A 13,845-nucleotide genomic window follows, 5' to 3' on the forward strand; every position below is an offset into this window, starting at 1 on the left:
CCGCGCAGGTGACAGCCCGAGCCGCGGCCGTTATCGTGAAGGGTCTCATTGCCAATCGTCTCCTTCATGCCCAAGGCCGTTGTGACCCATTTGCGCCGCCACCCGCGCGGCTATCTGCTGACGTGCGTTGGTATCGCGCTGATGTGGCTCGCGCTGCCGCAGCCGCCGCCAAACAACGCCCAGTGGGATGCCATTCAGGCGCGCGCCTTCCTCGCCGTGCACACCCGCAACACCCCGACGACATATTACGAAGGCCGCCACGGCCCCACCGGCTTCGAATACGACCTGGCACGGCGCTTCGCCGAGCACCTCGGGCTCAGCCTGTCGATGGATGCCGAACCCAACGTCGAGCAGGTACTCGAGTCAGTGCGCCAGGGCCACGCCGACATCGGCGCCGCAGCGCTGCCGCTCGACCTGCGCCGCTCCGGGCTGATCTACAGCCGGCCGATCCTCACCCTGCAACCGCTGGTGGTCTACCGCCGCGGCCTGCCGCCGGTGCGCGATATCGACGACCTGCGTGGCCTGACCATCGCCAGCATCCGCGGTTCGGGCACCGGGCAGGTGCTGCGCGAACTGCAGCAGGAGCTCCCCGAGCTGAGCTGGAAGGAGTCCGATGGGCTGGAGGTAGCCGACCTGCTGCAGCGTATCGAGGCCGGCAGCCTCGACGCGGCAGTGGTCTACCAGCACCAGTTCAAGACCAACCGGCTGTTCTTCCCCGAGGTCGAGCTGGGCTTTCCCCTCGGCGAGCCGCTGTCGATGGCCTGGGCCTTTCCCGCCGGCCAGGGCGCGGCGCTCCAGCAGCGCGCCCAGGACTTTCTCCACGACCTGCAGCGTGACGGCACCCTCGATGAGCTGATCGGCCGCTACTTCGGCCATGACGACTACCTGGAGTATGTCGGCGCACGCATCTTCATCAGCCATGTGCGCGCGAAACTCCCCGAATACGCCGACCTGTTCCGCCAGGCGGCGCGCGACAGCGGCTTCGACTGGAAGCTGCTCGCCGCCCTCGGCTACCAGGAGTCGCACTGGGACCCCGAGGCCACCTCGCCCACCGGGGTGCGCGGTCTGATGATGCTGACCAACCCCACCGCCGAGGAGCTCGGCGTCAGCGACCGCCTCGATCCGGCGCAAAGCATCGACGGCGGCGCCCGCTATTTGCGTCAAATGAAGGAACGTCTACCCGACTCAATCAACGGTGACGACCGCCTGTGGATGGCCATGGCGGCCTATAATGTCGGCTTGGGGCACTTGTATGATGCACGCAAGATCGCCGAGCAGCGCGGCGGTGACCCCAACCGCTGGGCCGACGTGCGCGAGGCGCTGCCGCTGCTGCAGAACAGCGAGTGGTACAGCCAGACCCGCCACGGCTATGCACGCGGCGGCGAGCCGGTCATCTATGTGCGCAACATCCGCCGCTACTACGAGATTCTCGACTACGTCGACCGCAGCCAGCAGCAGTTCCATCAGCTCAACGAGCGCCTGCCGGACGACGATGACGACAGCCACCTGTTCGATGTCGTCCCCCCGGTGCTCTGATACCGCCACGCCACGAGGAAGTGCATGACGCGAATCGGCCCCCTGCTGGCCCTGACGCTAGCGCTGCTGACGCTGCTGCGCCAGGATGCCGAGCCGGCCCAGCACGGCAGCGCCGTGCTGCTCGCCGTGCTGGCCGTGGGCCACTGGCAGCCAGAGCGCGGCTGGCGGCTGCGCGCCTGGCTGCTGAGAGCACTGCTGCTGGTGTTGCTGCTGGTAATGGCAAGCTACCTGCTGCCCGAGTACTGGCTGAGTATCGGCCACTGGAACGCCTGGCTGAGTGCGCTGCCGGGCGACATTGACTACCGCTGGCGCCCGCCGGCACTGATGACCCTGGCCCTGCTGCTGCTCGCCGCCAGCCTGCAGTTGAACCTGCGCCTGGCCCTCGGCGCACCGCTGCTGCTCACCCTGAGCGGCCTTGCGCTGCTCACCCAGGCCCTCGACCAGCTGTGGGCGACCAGCATCTGGGTGCTCGACCACGCCGCATCGCCGTCGCTGCTGGCCGCCGCCGGCTGCCTGCTGGCGGTTCAGGCCAGCCTGCTGATTCAGCGTCGCCGTGAGCAGCTACCCGGGCTGCGCCGCCCGCTGCTCGCAGGCCTGGCGCCGGGCCTGGTGGCACTGCTGTTCTGGCACCAGCAGACCACCCTCGAGGACCGTCGCCAATATCACGCCAGCGCCGCCCAGAGCCGTGCCCTGGCCGAAGACTTCGAGCGTGAGAACGCCGACCACCTCGCCGCCATGCGCCGCTTCGTCAGCTTCTGGGAGCTCTACGACGCGCCACCCAGCGAGGCGGCCTGGGCCCGCCAGGCCAGCCGCTACCATCAGGACTACCGCTACTTCCTGAATATCGCCTTTATCCTGCCTTCCAGCGAAATCATCCGTGTCTTTCCCTTGGCCGGCAACGAGAACGCCCTCGGCGCACGCCTGTTCGACGACCAGCCCGCAGGACGCCCCGCCCTGAGCGAGGCCTTGATTCACGGCCGCGAGGGCAGTACTGGCGCCATCGACCTGCTGCAGGGCGTGCCCGGCATCATCCACTACCTGCCGGTGCGCAGCAGCAACGGTAACGAGATCCTCGGCGCCACCGCCATGGTGGTCAGCCTGCCGGCGCTGCTCGACACCCTGTTCGACGGCATCGATACCCGCGCCCAGGCGCTGCGCCTCTACGCCGGTGAGCAGCTGCTGGGCGAGGTTGGCCGTCTCGACGACCGCGTCAACTGGCGGCACCGCTTCAGCATCGACGTTGGCGGCCAGCCACTGCTGCTCGATGCCCTGCCCGGACGCAGCGCATTGCTGATGCAGCGCGCCCGGCTGCCGGAGGTCGGGCTACTGATGGGGCTGACCTTCGCCTATCTGCTGTACCTGGTGCTGTTTGCCTACCAGCGCCTCGCCGGCCAGCATCGTGCCGCCCACCACACCAATCAGGAACTGCGCCGCGAAGTGCAGGCACGCAGCATCCTGCAGCGAGAGGTGGAGTGGATGGCGCGCCACGACGAGCTCACCGAGCTGCCCAACCGCCGGCTGTTCATGGAGACCCTCGACGCCAACGCCGAACGGCGGCCGCTGAGCGTGCTGATCTGCGATGTCGACCACTTCAAACGCATCAACGATCATCTCGGCCACCTCGCAGGAGACCGCTACCTGCGCCACATTGGCGAGGTCGGTCGCGAGGTGATCGGCGAGCAGGGGCTATTCGCCCGCTACGGCGGCGAGGAGTTCGTCGCCTGCCTGCCGGGTAGCGACGCCAAGCAGGCCGAGCAGCTCGCCGAGCGGCTGCGCCAGGCCATTCATCAGGCCGACCTCCTCCACCACGACGGCCAGCGGCTCAGCGTCAGCATCGGCATTGCCACCCAAGTCCAGGGCGCGCTGGATATCGGCCAACTGATGCAGGTCGCCGACGAAGCCCTCTACGGCGCCAAGGCAGGCGGCCGCAACCGCGTGGTCAGCGGTCGCCCGTTGACGCTATCCGACGGCACCTGCGACCCGCTATCAACGCGCTAGCCATCCGAGGGCGCGCGGCGCGCGGCGAAGAACTCGCGTAGCAGCCGCTTGGCCTGGGCCGCCAGCAGTCCGCCTTCGACCTCGACGCAGTGATTGTGCCAGGGCTGGGCGAACAGATTGGCGCGCGACTCGACCATGCCGGTCTTGGGCTCGGCGGCACCATACACCAGCCGTGCCAGGCGCGCGTGAATCAGCGCACCGCTGCACATCATGCACGGCTCGAGGGTCACGAAGAGGGTGCAGCCATCGAGGCGATAGTTGCCGAGCCTGGCGCAGGCCGCCCGCAGCGCCTGCACCTCGGCGTGGGCGCTGGGGTCATGCTCGGCGATCGGCGCATTGAAGCCGGCGCCGATGATCTCGCCGGCGGGGTCCACCACCACCGCGCCCACCGGCACCTCCCCCGCCGCCAGCGCCAGGCGCGCCTGGTCCAGGGCGCGGTGCATGTAGAAATCGTCGCTGCGCATCGCCATCGGCCACTCGAATCCTGATAAAATGAAACAACCGTATGAGCGCCGCCGTCGGCCGCTCGACTCGTCCCGATCCACCCTGAGGAGTCTGACATGTCCCGCGCCCTGGATGACCTGGTTGCCCTGCTAGGCCTGGAAATGATCGAGGAAAACCTGTTCCGAGGCCACAGCCAGGATCTCGGTTTTCCCCAGCTGTTCGGCGGCCAGGTGCTCGGCCAGGCGCTGTCGGCGGCCAGCCAGACCCTCGACCCGACGCGCCGGGTGCACTCCCAGCACGGCTACTTCCTGCGCCCCGGTGACCCCAAGCGCCCGGTGGTCTATCAGGTCGATGCGGTGCGCGACGGCGGCAGCTTCACCACCCGCCGGGTCACCGCCATCCAGCGCGGCAAGCCGATCTTCTTCTGCAGCGCCTCCTTCCACGGCGAGGAGCAGGGCCACGCCCACCAACTCGACATGCCCGCCCTCGACGACCCCGACACCCTGATCGCCAACGGCGCCAAGGTGCAGAGCTTCGACGGCCACCCCATCGAGTTCCTGCACCTCGACGACCAGTATCAGCCCGGCCAGGCGGCGCGCAAGCAGCTGTGGTTCCGGCTCGCCGGCGAGCTGCCCGACGACGCCGCGCTCAATCGCTATCTGCTCGCCTACAGCTCGGACTTCAACCTGCTGACCACCAGCCTGGTGCCGCAGGGCGTCAAGTTCGGCGACCCGCGGCTGCAGATCGCCAGCCTCGACCATGCGCTGTGGTTCCATCAGGACGTCAAGATCAACGACTGGCTATTCTACGACATGGACAGCCCCTGGGCCGGCGGCGCGCGGGGCTTTGCCCGCGGCAGCATCTATGACCGCCGCGGGCGGCTGGTCGCTTCCAGCGCTCAAGAGGGGCTGACCCGTATCCGCGACTGACTAGGGAAGCACGGCATAAATGTCTGCGCGGGCGAATCACTGCGTTGCGCGGTGCGCGAAATCCTCACCTATACCCCATAGGCTCCGGTTTCTGTGCTCCGTGCGCCTTGTACTTCATCCCGCTCGCCGATTTATTCAGCGCTTCCTCAACCGCGGATGATCAGTACCAGCCCCTGGATGAAGTAGAAGGCGCCGATGGCGGTGACGATCCAGCGCGTCCAGGCGCGGAAGTTGGCATCGGTAAGCCGCGCCAGGATACGGTTGCCGGTATGAGTGCCGAGCATCGCAAAGGGCGCGGCGAGCAGGATGATGCCCCACTCGCCGGCGCTCAGCGCCAGCGCCGAGCCGAGATAGAACAGGATCTTGATGGCATGCGAGACCACCTGGATCATCGCCTTGGTGGCGACGATCTGGCGGCGATCCATGCGCGAGCGCACGAAGAAGATATCGATCAGCGGCCCGGAGACCCCGGCGGCGATGGTCAAGCCACCCGAGACGACCCCGCAGGTCAGGGCATGGCTGGGCCGCGCTGCATCGAACTGAAACCAGTAGCGGGGCATCCACACCAGGATCGGCATCAGGCCAATAAGAATCGAGACCGTCGCCGCATCCGGCGAGTAGCCGATCCACAGCAGCAGACCCGCCGCGACCAGTACGCCCAGGGTCATCAGCACCACGATCCGCCAGACGATGAACTGCCGCGACAGCCAGGCCCGCGAGCCGTTGGCGGTCATTTGGATCACCCCGTGCACGGCGATCGCCGTGGTGGCCGGGAACAGCAGCAGCAGAAACCACAGCAGCACCAGGCCGCCGGCCATGCCGAACACGCCCGACAGCATCGAGGTAAGAAACACCACGGCCACGAAGGCCGCTCCAACCAGCATCGACACGGCGGCTCCTGTTAACGACAAGCGGCCGGCGTAGACATGCGCCGGCCGCTGAGCGTCAACAGTTTATATTAGCGCGCTATGTTTCGCGACGCCGACGCTTGGACATAACAGCGCTAGAGGCGAATACCCGGCTCCTCGTCGGCTTGCGGCGCACCGCGTCCGCGCGGCCGCGGTGTCGGCACGTCGGTGGAGAGCGCCAGCTCGTGCACCTCGCCCTCCTGCCAGTAGCGCAGCTGGGCTTCTTCATCGGCGGGGGTGTCGCGCACCAGCTCGAGGAAGTGCATCGGCGACGAGGGCACCTCGTCGTTGACCGCCAGCAGCAGCGCCCCCGGCGCCATGCCCGCCTCGTCGGCGGCGCCGCTGACGTCACTGACCAGCAGGCCCTCATCGTCGGGCAGGCCGAGGGCATCGCGCAGGTCGTCGCTGACGCGGGTCACGGTGATGCCGAGTGCCGCCACCACCGTGTCCTCCAGCCCTTCGTACTCGATCTGCCGCGCCGCCTCACGCACCTCGGGCGCCACGTGAATGGTCGCCCCGGCCTGCAGCGCCAGCGCCAGGGCATCGCTGGGCCGGCTGTCGATACGCACCGGATCGCGCCCTTCGACCTCGAGTTCGAGCATGCCGAGGAAGGTGTTGTCCTGCAGCGCATCGACATATACCCGCGTCAGGTTCGCTTGCAGGCCATCGATGACGTCATTGAGCAGCTCATGGGTCAGCGGCCGCCGCGGCCGATCACCGCGCAGCGCGCGCAGGATGGCATCGGCCTCATTGGGGCCGATGAAGATCGGAATCACGTCCTCTCCGCCCGGCTCGCGCAGCAGCACCACCGGCGGCCCCATGGCCCCCGCCACCCCCACCGTGGCAATCTCCACCTCGATCATCTCATCGGGGTCGGCGGCCAGCTCACGGGCCACCGCCAGGCCGGCGGCAGTGCTCAACATCACGCCCATCAGCAGCGACGCCAGCAGGCGTCGTGGTAACAACCTCAGCATGCTATCTCCTTGGTGGCCTCATCGATCACCGCTTAGGCCACATAAGGTGTGTTCGGGTTCAGGATGGCACTCATCGGCGGGACCCGCCATGCGGCAAATAACCCTGTTCCCGCTGCGGCTTGTTGAGTAACATTCTGGCCGTATTGATGAGCAGACAGGACAACGATATGGGCAGGGCCTTCCAGAACCGCAAGGAATCCATGGCCAAGACGGCCGCCGCCAAGACCAAGGTCTACAGCAAGTACGGCCGCGAGATCTACGTGGTCGCCAAGCAGGGCGGTACCGACCCCGCCGGCAACCTGAGCCTGCGCGGCCTGATTGAGCGCGCCAAGAAGGACCAGGTGCCCAGCCACGTGATCGAAAAGGCCCTCGACAAGGCCAGCGGCGCCGGCGGCGAGGACTTCTCACCGGCCCGCTACGAGGGCTTCGGGCCTGGCAACTGCATGGTGATCGTCGACTGCCTGACCGACAATCCCAACCGTACCTTCGGCGACGTGCGCGCCTGCTTCACCAAGACCAAGTGCAAGATCGGCACCCCCGGCAGCGTCAGCCACATGTTCGACCACTGCGCCATCCTCGCCTATCACGGCGACGATGAAGAGGCGGCGCTCGAGGCGCTGATGGAGGCCGATGTCGATGTCTCCGACATCGAGAACGAGGACGGCCAGATCACCGTGTTCGCCCCGCACACCGAGTACGCCAAGGCCAAGCAGGCGCTGCTCGACGCCTTCGGCGAGCTCGACTTCGAGGTCGACGAGATCCAGTTCGTGCCCCAGACCCCCACGCCCATCGAGGGCGACGACGTGGCGCTGTTCGAGAAATTCCTCGATATGCTCAACGACCTCGACGACGTGCAGAACGTCTTCCACAACGCCGAGCTGCCCGCCGAGGCCTGATCCGTGCCAGCCTGCCCTATCAGGCAGGCAGCTCGCGCAGGCGCCAGTCGTTGTCGGTCAAGGCGACCCCGCCGCGCTCGGTGACCAGCACCGTATCGCTGAGGCCGATCCCCCAGCGGCCGGGCAGCCGCAGGCAGAGCGGCAGGTGAAAGACCATGCCGGCCGCGAAGCGGTGCGCCTGTCCGCTGGCAATGTAGCCGGTGCCCTCGACCCAGCTGGGCGGGAACTGCGCCCCCACCGCATAGCCGAACACGCCGGAGTGGAAGAGCGTCTCCTGCCACCCCGACAGCACCGCCTCGGCGGCTCGGGCCGCGGCATCGAAGGTCTCTCCCGGCTGCATGTGGCGACACAGTGCCTCGCCCAGCTCACCGCACAGGTCGGCCACGGCCTGCATCTCATGACTCGCTTGCCCGGCGATGGCGGTGCGCATCATCGGCGCGGTGTAGCGCTGATAGGCGGCGCCGAACTCGAGGAACACCGGGTCCCCCGCCGCGATTACCCGGCGCTTGTGGTTGACGTGGATCACGCTGATGCGTTCACCGCTGGTGACGATCGGCTGCAGGCTCATGAACTCGCTGCCCGCGGCGAGCAGCGCCTGGGCGCCCTCCGCCGCCACCTCGTTGTCGGTCACGCCGGGGCGAATCACCGCCATGGCCGCCTCGAGCCCCGCCGAGGTAATCCGTGCACTCTCCCTGAGACAGGCAAGCTCGGCATCGCTCTTGACGATACGCACGCCATCGAGCAGCGCCCCTGCCTCGTGGAATCGCTCGGCCCCGAGCCGCGCCGTGAGCGCCGCCATCACGCCCTGCCGCAAGCCCGCCTGCCAGCCATCGATCCCCACCTGGGCACACGGCGCCAGCAGGTCGCAGAGCGGGTCGATGACCTCGTCGGGATTCTCCCAGCGGTAGCCGATGATCTCGTCGGCGCGGGCCGTGACCACCGCCGCCCCGGTCTCGATGGAGGCCACCTGCAGCACCAGCCGCTGGGCGGTACACACCAGGCAGGCGTGCACCGAGACCTCGAAGGTGTGGTAGCCGGTGAGATAGTTGATATCGGCGGGGTCGGTGAGCAGCAGCGCCTCGAGGCCCTGCCGCTGCATTGCGGCGCGCACCTTGCTTAGCCGCGCCTCGTACTCGTCGGTGCTGAAGGGCAATTCGCTGCGCGCCAGGGTCGCGGCAAGCGTGTGGCGATAGGCGGTGTAATCCATGGCACACTCCGGTTATCCGTCTTCTCAGACGCACCTAGAGTGTAGAAGCTCAGCGGGGGCGTGACAGGCCAGCGTCGTCGGCCAGGAAGGCGTCGATACCCTCCAGGTAGTCGGCCTCGCTATCCACGAAGCCGGTGTTGTGACCGCCGCTGATCGTCAGCAGCTGCTTGGGGTCGTTGGCGGCGCGGTAAACCGCCTCGCCCTCGTCGTAGGGAATCACCTCGTCGTCGCGGCTGTGAATCACCAGCAGCGGCGCCGAGATCCGGGTCACGTAGCGCTCCACCGGGTAGTCGATGCGCGCCAGCCAGCGCGCTGGCAGGAACGGATAGAGCCGCTGAGCCAGCTCCGGCACCGAGCGAAACGGCGACTCGAGGATCACCGCCGCAGGGGACGCTTGGTGCTCAACACTTGCCGCGAGCTCGGCGGCCACCGCGGCGCCCAGCGAGCGGCCAAATACCACGACCTCATCGGGCGCCACCCCCGCCTCATCCTGCAGCCACTGCCAGGCGGCGCGGGCATCCAGCGCCGTGCCGGCTTCGGACGGACGGCCCTCGCTGCGGCCATAGCCGCGGTAGTCGATGATCAGCACCGAGAGTCCCAGGCGCTGGAACTGGGCGATGCTCTCCAGCCGGTGGGAGATATTGCCGGCGTTACCGTGGAAGAACAGCAGGCTGCCGCGGGGCTCGGGGGCGGGTAGCCACCAGGCATCGAGGGCCAGCTCGTCCTCGGTGGTGAGGGTCACGTCTTCCCACGCCAGGCCGCGCTCGGCCGGGGTGGCGACATGCTCGCGGCCGGCGTGGGGCAGATACAGCAGGCGCTCCTGGAAGGCCCACATCAGTGCCACCACCAGCAGATAGACCGCTGCCAGCGAGAGCAGGACACGTATCATCAGATCAGCTCACCGGGATAGGTCGAGGCCATCAGCCCGAGCATAAAGATTACCCCCCAGGCACCACCCCACAGATGGGCACTGTGATTGACGTTGTCATCGACGTGACGCTGCGCCCACAGTGAGTAGAACACGTAGAGCGCGGCGAAGGCGATCGCCGGCACCGGCACCACGAACACGAACAGCAGCGACCAGGGCCGCAGCAGTATGTAGGCGAACAGCATCGCCGCCACCGCTCCGGAGGCGCCCAGACTCAGGTAGCTGGCATCGCCTCGGTGGCGCAGATGGGTCGGCAGGATCGCCACCAGCAGCCCGGCGATATAGAACAGCACGAACCCCAGCACCCCGATATGCGGCACCAACACCAGCTCCATCACCGTGCCGAACACGTAGAGAGTGATCATGTTGAAGGCCAGGTGCATGAGGTTGGCGTGTATCAGCCCGTGGCTGACCAGGCGCCACCACTGCCCCCTCACCACGCCGGGTGGCCAGTAGATCAGCGCCCGCTTGAGTGCCGGCAGCATCCAACCCAGTGCCGAGACGAGCACCGTCAGGGTGACCAGCGTCAGGGTCACGTTCATGGGTCTGTTAGCAAGATAACCATGAGCGCTGTGACCGCATCGGCCGCATTAGGTGCCGAATCGCTCAACCGGGCGAACGGTCGCAGCCCATCACCCCTCCCTTGGCCCATCCTTCGCCATCGATCTCATTGAAGAATACCTGCACCGACTCCGGCTTGAGGTCATAGACCTCGACGAAGGCTTGGGTAACGCGCCGGGCGAGTTCGCGCTTCTGCGCCAGGTCGCGGGGAAACTGCTGGATGGTAACGATCGGCATGCGGGGCTCCTCGAGGCGGGTGAAACGCCATGGTCCGACGAAAAGGTGGCGCCTGGCAATCTCCGCTCACTCAGCCAGGAACGCCCGATAGGCCTCCCAGGCATCCTCGACGCCGGTGTCGAGGAAATCCTTGCCGTGCTCGACCCGGGCCAGCGTGGGGTCGGAGCCCATGCGCCCGTCGGGGAAGCGCCTGCGAAAGGTATCGGCATCGCAATCGGCGCTGCCCTTCGGCGCCAGCCGCGGCGACATCGCCACCGACTTCTCGACCCCGGCGGCGTACCACGACAGCGCCACCTCCGAGGCGGTGGCGTGGCTGCCTTCGGCATCGCCGTACAGCGACTGCGCCAGGTCGCGCCCACGCCGCCCGCTGAACCAGCTGTACAGCGACAGGTTCAGCGGCCGGTCGTCGCCGGCCAGGCTGCGCGTGGTATAGACCTCGGCGAAGGCGGCCTTGACGGTGGCGATGTTGCCGCCGTGGCCGTTGAGGAAGAACACGTGGGTGAAACCGTGGCGGGACAGCGACTCGATGGTGTCATGCAGCACCGCAATCAAGGTGCTGGGGCCCAGGCTCAGCGTACCCGGAAAGGCCAGGTGGTGCTGGGCCATGCCGATATTCTGGGTCGGCGCCACCAGCACGTCGTGGCGCTCCCCCAGGGCCCAGGCGATCGCCTCGGGGCAGATCGCATCGGTGCCGATCAGGCCGTTGGGGCCATGCTGCTCGGTGGAACCGATCGGCACGATGATCCCCGTGTGACGGCTCAGGTAGGCCTCGACCTCCTGCCAGGTGGCGTGCTGCAGTCGCATGGCGGCTCCTCGACAAGGTTGACAAGTAACATCAGGACAAGCGCAGATAGTCAGCATCGCTCAGAACTGATCCGTCGACAGGCCTGCGAGGAGGCGCTGTAAACCCTCCCTGGGCGCTACCTACGCCATCCATGGCGTAGAACCTCCTCTTCGGCCTGTCCCCGGCGTCCTTCGCTCAGGGGCAACTGCGATTGTGATTCATCCCCCCACCTTAGCAGCAAACTGCCGCCCGCCAAGCATCCCTCAGTAGCTCGGCAGCGCCGCCTGCCCCTCTTCGACCTTGAAGCGCTGAATCAGCTGCGCCAGCTCGCGGGCCTGGTCCTTGAGCGACTGGCTCGAGGTCGAGGCCTGCTCAACCAGCGCGGCATTCTGCTGGGTGACCTCCTCGAGCTGACTGACCGCCTGGTTGATCTGCTCGATCCCGGTGGACTGTTCGGTGGCCGCAGTGGCGATCTCGCCAACGAAGCTGGTGACCTGCTTGACGCCGTCGGCGATGGCCAGCAGCTGCTGGCTGGCGTCGGCGACCAGCGTCTCGCCCTCGTCGACCTTCTCGACGCTGGCGTTGACCACTGCGCGGATCTGGTTGGCCTCGTCGGCACAGCGCCCGGCCAGCTGGCGCACCTCGGAAGCCACCACCGCGAAGCCGCGGCCGTGCTCGCCGGCACGCGCCGCCTCTACCGAGGCATTCAGTGCCAGCAGGTTGGTCTGGAAGGCAATCGCATCGATCGCCTCGATGATGCTCACCACCCGCTGGTTGGCGTCCTTGATCGCCTGCATGGCGGCCGCCGCCTCGGTGCCCACGCTGCCGGCCTGGCGCGCCTTGTCGTCGAGTTCCCGCGACAAGCGCTCGGCCTGGGCGGCGGAATCGGCGGTCTGGCGCACGGTGGCGGTCATCTGCTCGATGCTGGTGGCGGTCTCGACCAGCGACGAGGACTGCTCCTCGGTGCGGCTGGCCAGGTCCTCATTGCCCTGGGCGATCTCGCTGCTGGCGGTACTCACCGACTCGGCGGTGCCCTTGATGTCGTGCATCATGCGCCGCAGGTTGGTCTGCATCTCGTCGATGTGCGCCAGCAGGCTGGTGGTATCACCCGGCTTGACCGGCACCCGCATGGTCAGGTCGCCGTCGACCACCCGGCGCACCACGTCGCTGGCCTGCTGGGGGTCGCCGCCCAGCGTCTTGACCACCGAGCGCACCACGCCAAGGCTGACCAACACCGCCACTAGCGCGATCACCGCGGTCATCGCCACCAGCAGCCAGAACACCCGGTTCACCTCGGCCAGCGCCTCACGCTCGGGCATCTCGACCACCAGTCCCCAGTCGAGCCGCGGCAGATAGCTGAAGCTGCCGATCACCGGCGTGCCAGCGGCATCGCGATACTGACCAACCCCGGCCTCGCCCGCGGCCACCGCTTCGGCTGCGCGGGTGGCAAGGGTGCTTTCGCCCTCGCCCAACGACGCCACCGGCGTTACCGGGGTGCCGTCGCTGGCCAGCAGGAAGGTGTCCGAGCTGCCGCCCAGCGACATATCGGCCATGCGCTCGAACAGCACGCCGAGACGCACCGCGGCGCGCACCACCCCTACCACGTCGCCACCATCATCATAGACCGGCACCACCACGTTGCTGATCTGGTTGCCGGTTGCCCGCGACACCAGCGGCTGTGAGAACACCATCTCGCCTTGGATGGCCTGCTGGAACCAGGCGCGGTCGGCGACCGCGAACTCCGCTGCCACGCTCGGCGACATCACCTCGACACCGCCGTCATAGCTCACCCCGGACACCCCGTGGCCGTCCGGCCCAACGAAGAAGATAGTGTCGTAGAAGCCGTCCTGGGCGGCGATCTGTGCCAGCAGGTGGTCGATCTGCTCGACCTCTACCCGGCGCACAGGATCGAGCCCGGCGATATAGCGCATGTCGTCCTGGCGCGCATCGAGCCACTGGCTGAACGACTCGCTCATCATCTCGCCGGTGCCCTGCAGCTGGTTGATAGTCGCCTGGGTATAGGACTGGCGATATTGCAGATATACCAGGCTGGCGACCACGATCACCGACACCAGCACCAGTGACACGATCATCAGCGTCAAGCGTCCGCTGAACCCCAGGCGACGACCTTTGTTAGGTTTTATTTCATTAGCAGCGTACTGATTACCCCGGTCATGGTGATAATCATCGGGGGACGGCGTCAGCATTTTATTCATGGTGTAGTTCCTCTGCGAGTCGGCGAGGCGCCGGCAGGCCTGAGCGCGTCAGGCTGCCGGGTCGTTATTATCGAGTGGTGATGATCTTGCTTTGTTTGATTATCGGCACTCACCGCGCAGACTTTAGGCGTATACCAGAGGCGTGTTGCGTATAACGCTTAATCGTTATAGCCAGACTTCGCAATCGATTAAGCACTTATATGAAGCATTAATATTATAAATATTAG

13 protein-coding genes are annotated in these 13,845 nt (G+C 66.9%); 4 read left to right on the plus strand and 9 right to left on the minus strand.

Features of this window, described 5'->3' with window-relative positions:
• The first annotated feature begins 66 nt into the window (after nucleotides 1-66).
• Together mltF and QC821_RS05530 are read left to right on the plus strand one after the other, a co-directional pair.
• Nucleotides 67-1,536 carry a membrane-bound lytic murein transglycosylase MltF gene (mltF, locus tag QC821_RS05525; protein ID WP_309718079.1) on the plus strand — a complete coding sequence of 490 codons (1,470 nt, stop codon included), beginning with the start codon at nucleotides 67-69 and terminating at the stop codon, nucleotides 1,534-1,536.
• 24 nt (nucleotides 1,537-1,560) lie between these two features.
• Complete coding sequence (locus QC821_RS05530; RefSeq protein ID WP_309718081.1) at nucleotides 1,561-3,534, plus strand: GGDEF domain-containing protein; 1,974 nt, start codon at nucleotides 1,561-1,563, stop codon at nucleotides 3,532-3,534.
• Here the strand turns inward: QC821_RS05530 and tadA are convergent.
• Nucleotides 3,531-3,998 (minus strand): tRNA adenosine(34) deaminase TadA, encoded by a 468-nt coding sequence (gene tadA / locus QC821_RS05535; protein ID WP_309718286.1) that lies wholly within the window; start codon nucleotides 3,996-3,998, stop codon nucleotides 3,531-3,533. The genes QC821_RS05530 and tadA overlap by 4 nt on opposite strands.
• 96 nt (nucleotides 3,999-4,094) lie before the next feature.
• On the opposite strand from tadA, the gene QC821_RS05540 reads away from it, so the two are divergent.
• Nucleotides 4,095-4,907: an acyl-CoA thioesterase gene (locus QC821_RS05540; RefSeq protein ID WP_309718083.1), complete on the plus strand. Its 813-nt coding sequence runs from the start codon at nucleotides 4,095-4,097 to the stop codon at nucleotides 4,905-4,907.
• Between the two features lie 146 nt (nucleotides 4,908-5,053).
• Here QC821_RS05540 and QC821_RS05545 read toward each other — a convergent pair whose 3' ends face one another.
• Both QC821_RS05545 and QC821_RS05550 read right to left on the minus strand, forming a co-directional pair.
• Nucleotides 5,054-5,791 (minus strand): sulfite exporter TauE/SafE family protein, encoded by a 738-nt coding sequence (locus QC821_RS05545; protein WP_309718289.1) that lies wholly within the window; start codon nucleotides 5,789-5,791, stop codon nucleotides 5,054-5,056.
• A gap of 119 nt (nucleotides 5,792-5,910) precedes the next feature.
• Nucleotides 5,911-6,789, minus strand: coding sequence for a bifunctional nuclease domain-containing protein (locus QC821_RS05550; RefSeq protein WP_309718085.1), 879 nt, complete (start codon nucleotides 6,787-6,789; stop codon nucleotides 5,911-5,913).
• Nucleotides 6,790-6,956: 167 nt separating this feature from the next.
• Here QC821_RS05550 and QC821_RS05555 point away from each other — a divergent pair, with 167 nt between their 5' ends.
• Nucleotides 6,957-7,685, plus strand: a complete 729-nt coding sequence (locus QC821_RS05555) for a YebC/PmpR family DNA-binding transcriptional regulator (protein WP_309718091.1) — start codon at nucleotides 6,957-6,959, stop codon at nucleotides 7,683-7,685.
• 19 nt (nucleotides 7,686-7,704) lie between these two features.
• On the opposite strand, the gene QC821_RS05560 is transcribed toward QC821_RS05555, so the two are convergent.
• From QC821_RS05560 to QC821_RS05585, 6 genes are all read right to left on the minus strand, one after another.
• Nucleotides 7,705-8,892, minus strand: a complete 1,188-nt coding sequence (locus QC821_RS05560) for a M24 family metallopeptidase (protein WP_309718093.1) — start codon at nucleotides 8,890-8,892, stop codon at nucleotides 7,705-7,707.
• 49 nt (nucleotides 8,893-8,941) lie between these two features.
• Nucleotides 8,942-9,781 carry an alpha/beta hydrolase gene (locus QC821_RS05565; protein ID WP_309718096.1) on the minus strand — a complete coding sequence of 280 codons (840 nt, stop codon included), beginning with the start codon at nucleotides 9,779-9,781 and terminating at the stop codon, nucleotides 8,942-8,944.
• A complete protein-coding gene (locus tag QC821_RS05570) occupies nucleotides 9,781-10,362 on the minus strand; it encodes a rhomboid family intramembrane serine protease (RefSeq protein ID WP_309718099.1) in 582 nt (193 codons plus the stop codon). The genes QC821_RS05565 and QC821_RS05570 overlap by 1 nt, the downstream gene beginning before the upstream one ends.
• Before the next feature lie 64 nt (nucleotides 10,363-10,426).
• The gene (locus QC821_RS05575; RefSeq protein ID WP_309718102.1) at nucleotides 10,427-10,618 is read right to left on the minus strand and encodes a tautomerase family protein; all 192 of its coding nucleotides are present in this window, start codon (nucleotides 10,616-10,618) and stop codon (nucleotides 10,427-10,429) included.
• 66 nt (nucleotides 10,619-10,684) lie between these two features.
• The gene (locus QC821_RS05580) at nucleotides 10,685-11,422 is read right to left on the minus strand and encodes a creatininase family protein (protein WP_309718105.1); all 738 of its coding nucleotides are present in this window, start codon (nucleotides 11,420-11,422) and stop codon (nucleotides 10,685-10,687) included.
• 243 nt (nucleotides 11,423-11,665) lie between these two features.
• Entirely contained in the window at nucleotides 11,666-13,618 is a 1,953-nt protein-coding gene (locus QC821_RS05585; RefSeq protein WP_309718108.1) for a methyl-accepting chemotaxis protein, read from the minus strand.
• Between the last annotated feature and the right edge of the window lie 227 nt (nucleotides 13,619-13,845).

This window comes from Franzmannia qiaohouensis, from assembly GCF_031451695.1.
Taxonomy (GTDB): domain Bacteria; phylum Pseudomonadota; class Gammaproteobacteria; order Pseudomonadales; family Halomonadaceae; genus Franzmannia; species Franzmannia qiaohouensis.

Coding starts and splice junctions, on each gene's coding strand:
- mltF (WP_309718079.1), top strand. CDS start 67: ATGCCCAAGGCCGTTGTGACCCATTTGCGCCGCCACCCGCGCGGCTAT.
- QC821_RS05530 (WP_309718081.1), top strand. CDS start 1,561: ATGACGCGAATCGGCCCCCTGCTGGCCCTGACGCTAGCGCTGCTGACG.
- tadA (WP_309718286.1), bottom strand. CDS start 3,998: ATGCGCAGCGACGATTTCTACATGCACCGCGCCCTGGACCAGGCGCGC.
- QC821_RS05540 (WP_309718083.1), top strand. CDS start 4,095: ATGTCCCGCGCCCTGGATGACCTGGTTGCCCTGCTAGGCCTGGAAATG.
- QC821_RS05545 (WP_309718289.1), bottom strand. CDS start 5,791: ATGCTGGTTGGAGCGGCCTTCGTGGCCGTGGTGTTTCTTACCTCGATG.
- QC821_RS05550 (WP_309718085.1), bottom strand. CDS start 6,789: ATGCTGAGGTTGTTACCACGACGCCTGCTGGCGTCGCTGCTGATGGGC.
- QC821_RS05555 (WP_309718091.1), top strand. CDS start 6,957: ATGGGCAGGGCCTTCCAGAACCGCAAGGAATCCATGGCCAAGACGGCC.
- QC821_RS05560 (WP_309718093.1), bottom strand. CDS start 8,892: ATGGATTACACCGCCTATCGCCACACGCTTGCCGCGACCCTGGCGCGC.
- QC821_RS05565 (WP_309718096.1), bottom strand. CDS start 9,781: ATGATACGTGTCCTGCTCTCGCTGGCAGCGGTCTATCTGCTGGTGGTG.
- QC821_RS05570 (WP_309718099.1), bottom strand. CDS start 10,362: ATGAACGTGACCCTGACGCTGGTCACCCTGACGGTGCTCGTCTCGGCA.
- QC821_RS05575 (WP_309718102.1), bottom strand. CDS start 10,618: ATGCCGATCGTTACCATCCAGCAGTTTCCCCGCGACCTGGCGCAGAAG.
- QC821_RS05580 (WP_309718105.1), bottom strand. CDS start 11,422: ATGCGACTGCAGCACGCCACCTGGCAGGAGGTCGAGGCCTACCTGAGC.
- QC821_RS05585 (WP_309718108.1), bottom strand. CDS start 13,618: ATGAATAAAATGCTGACGCCGTCCCCCGATGATTATCACCATGACCGG.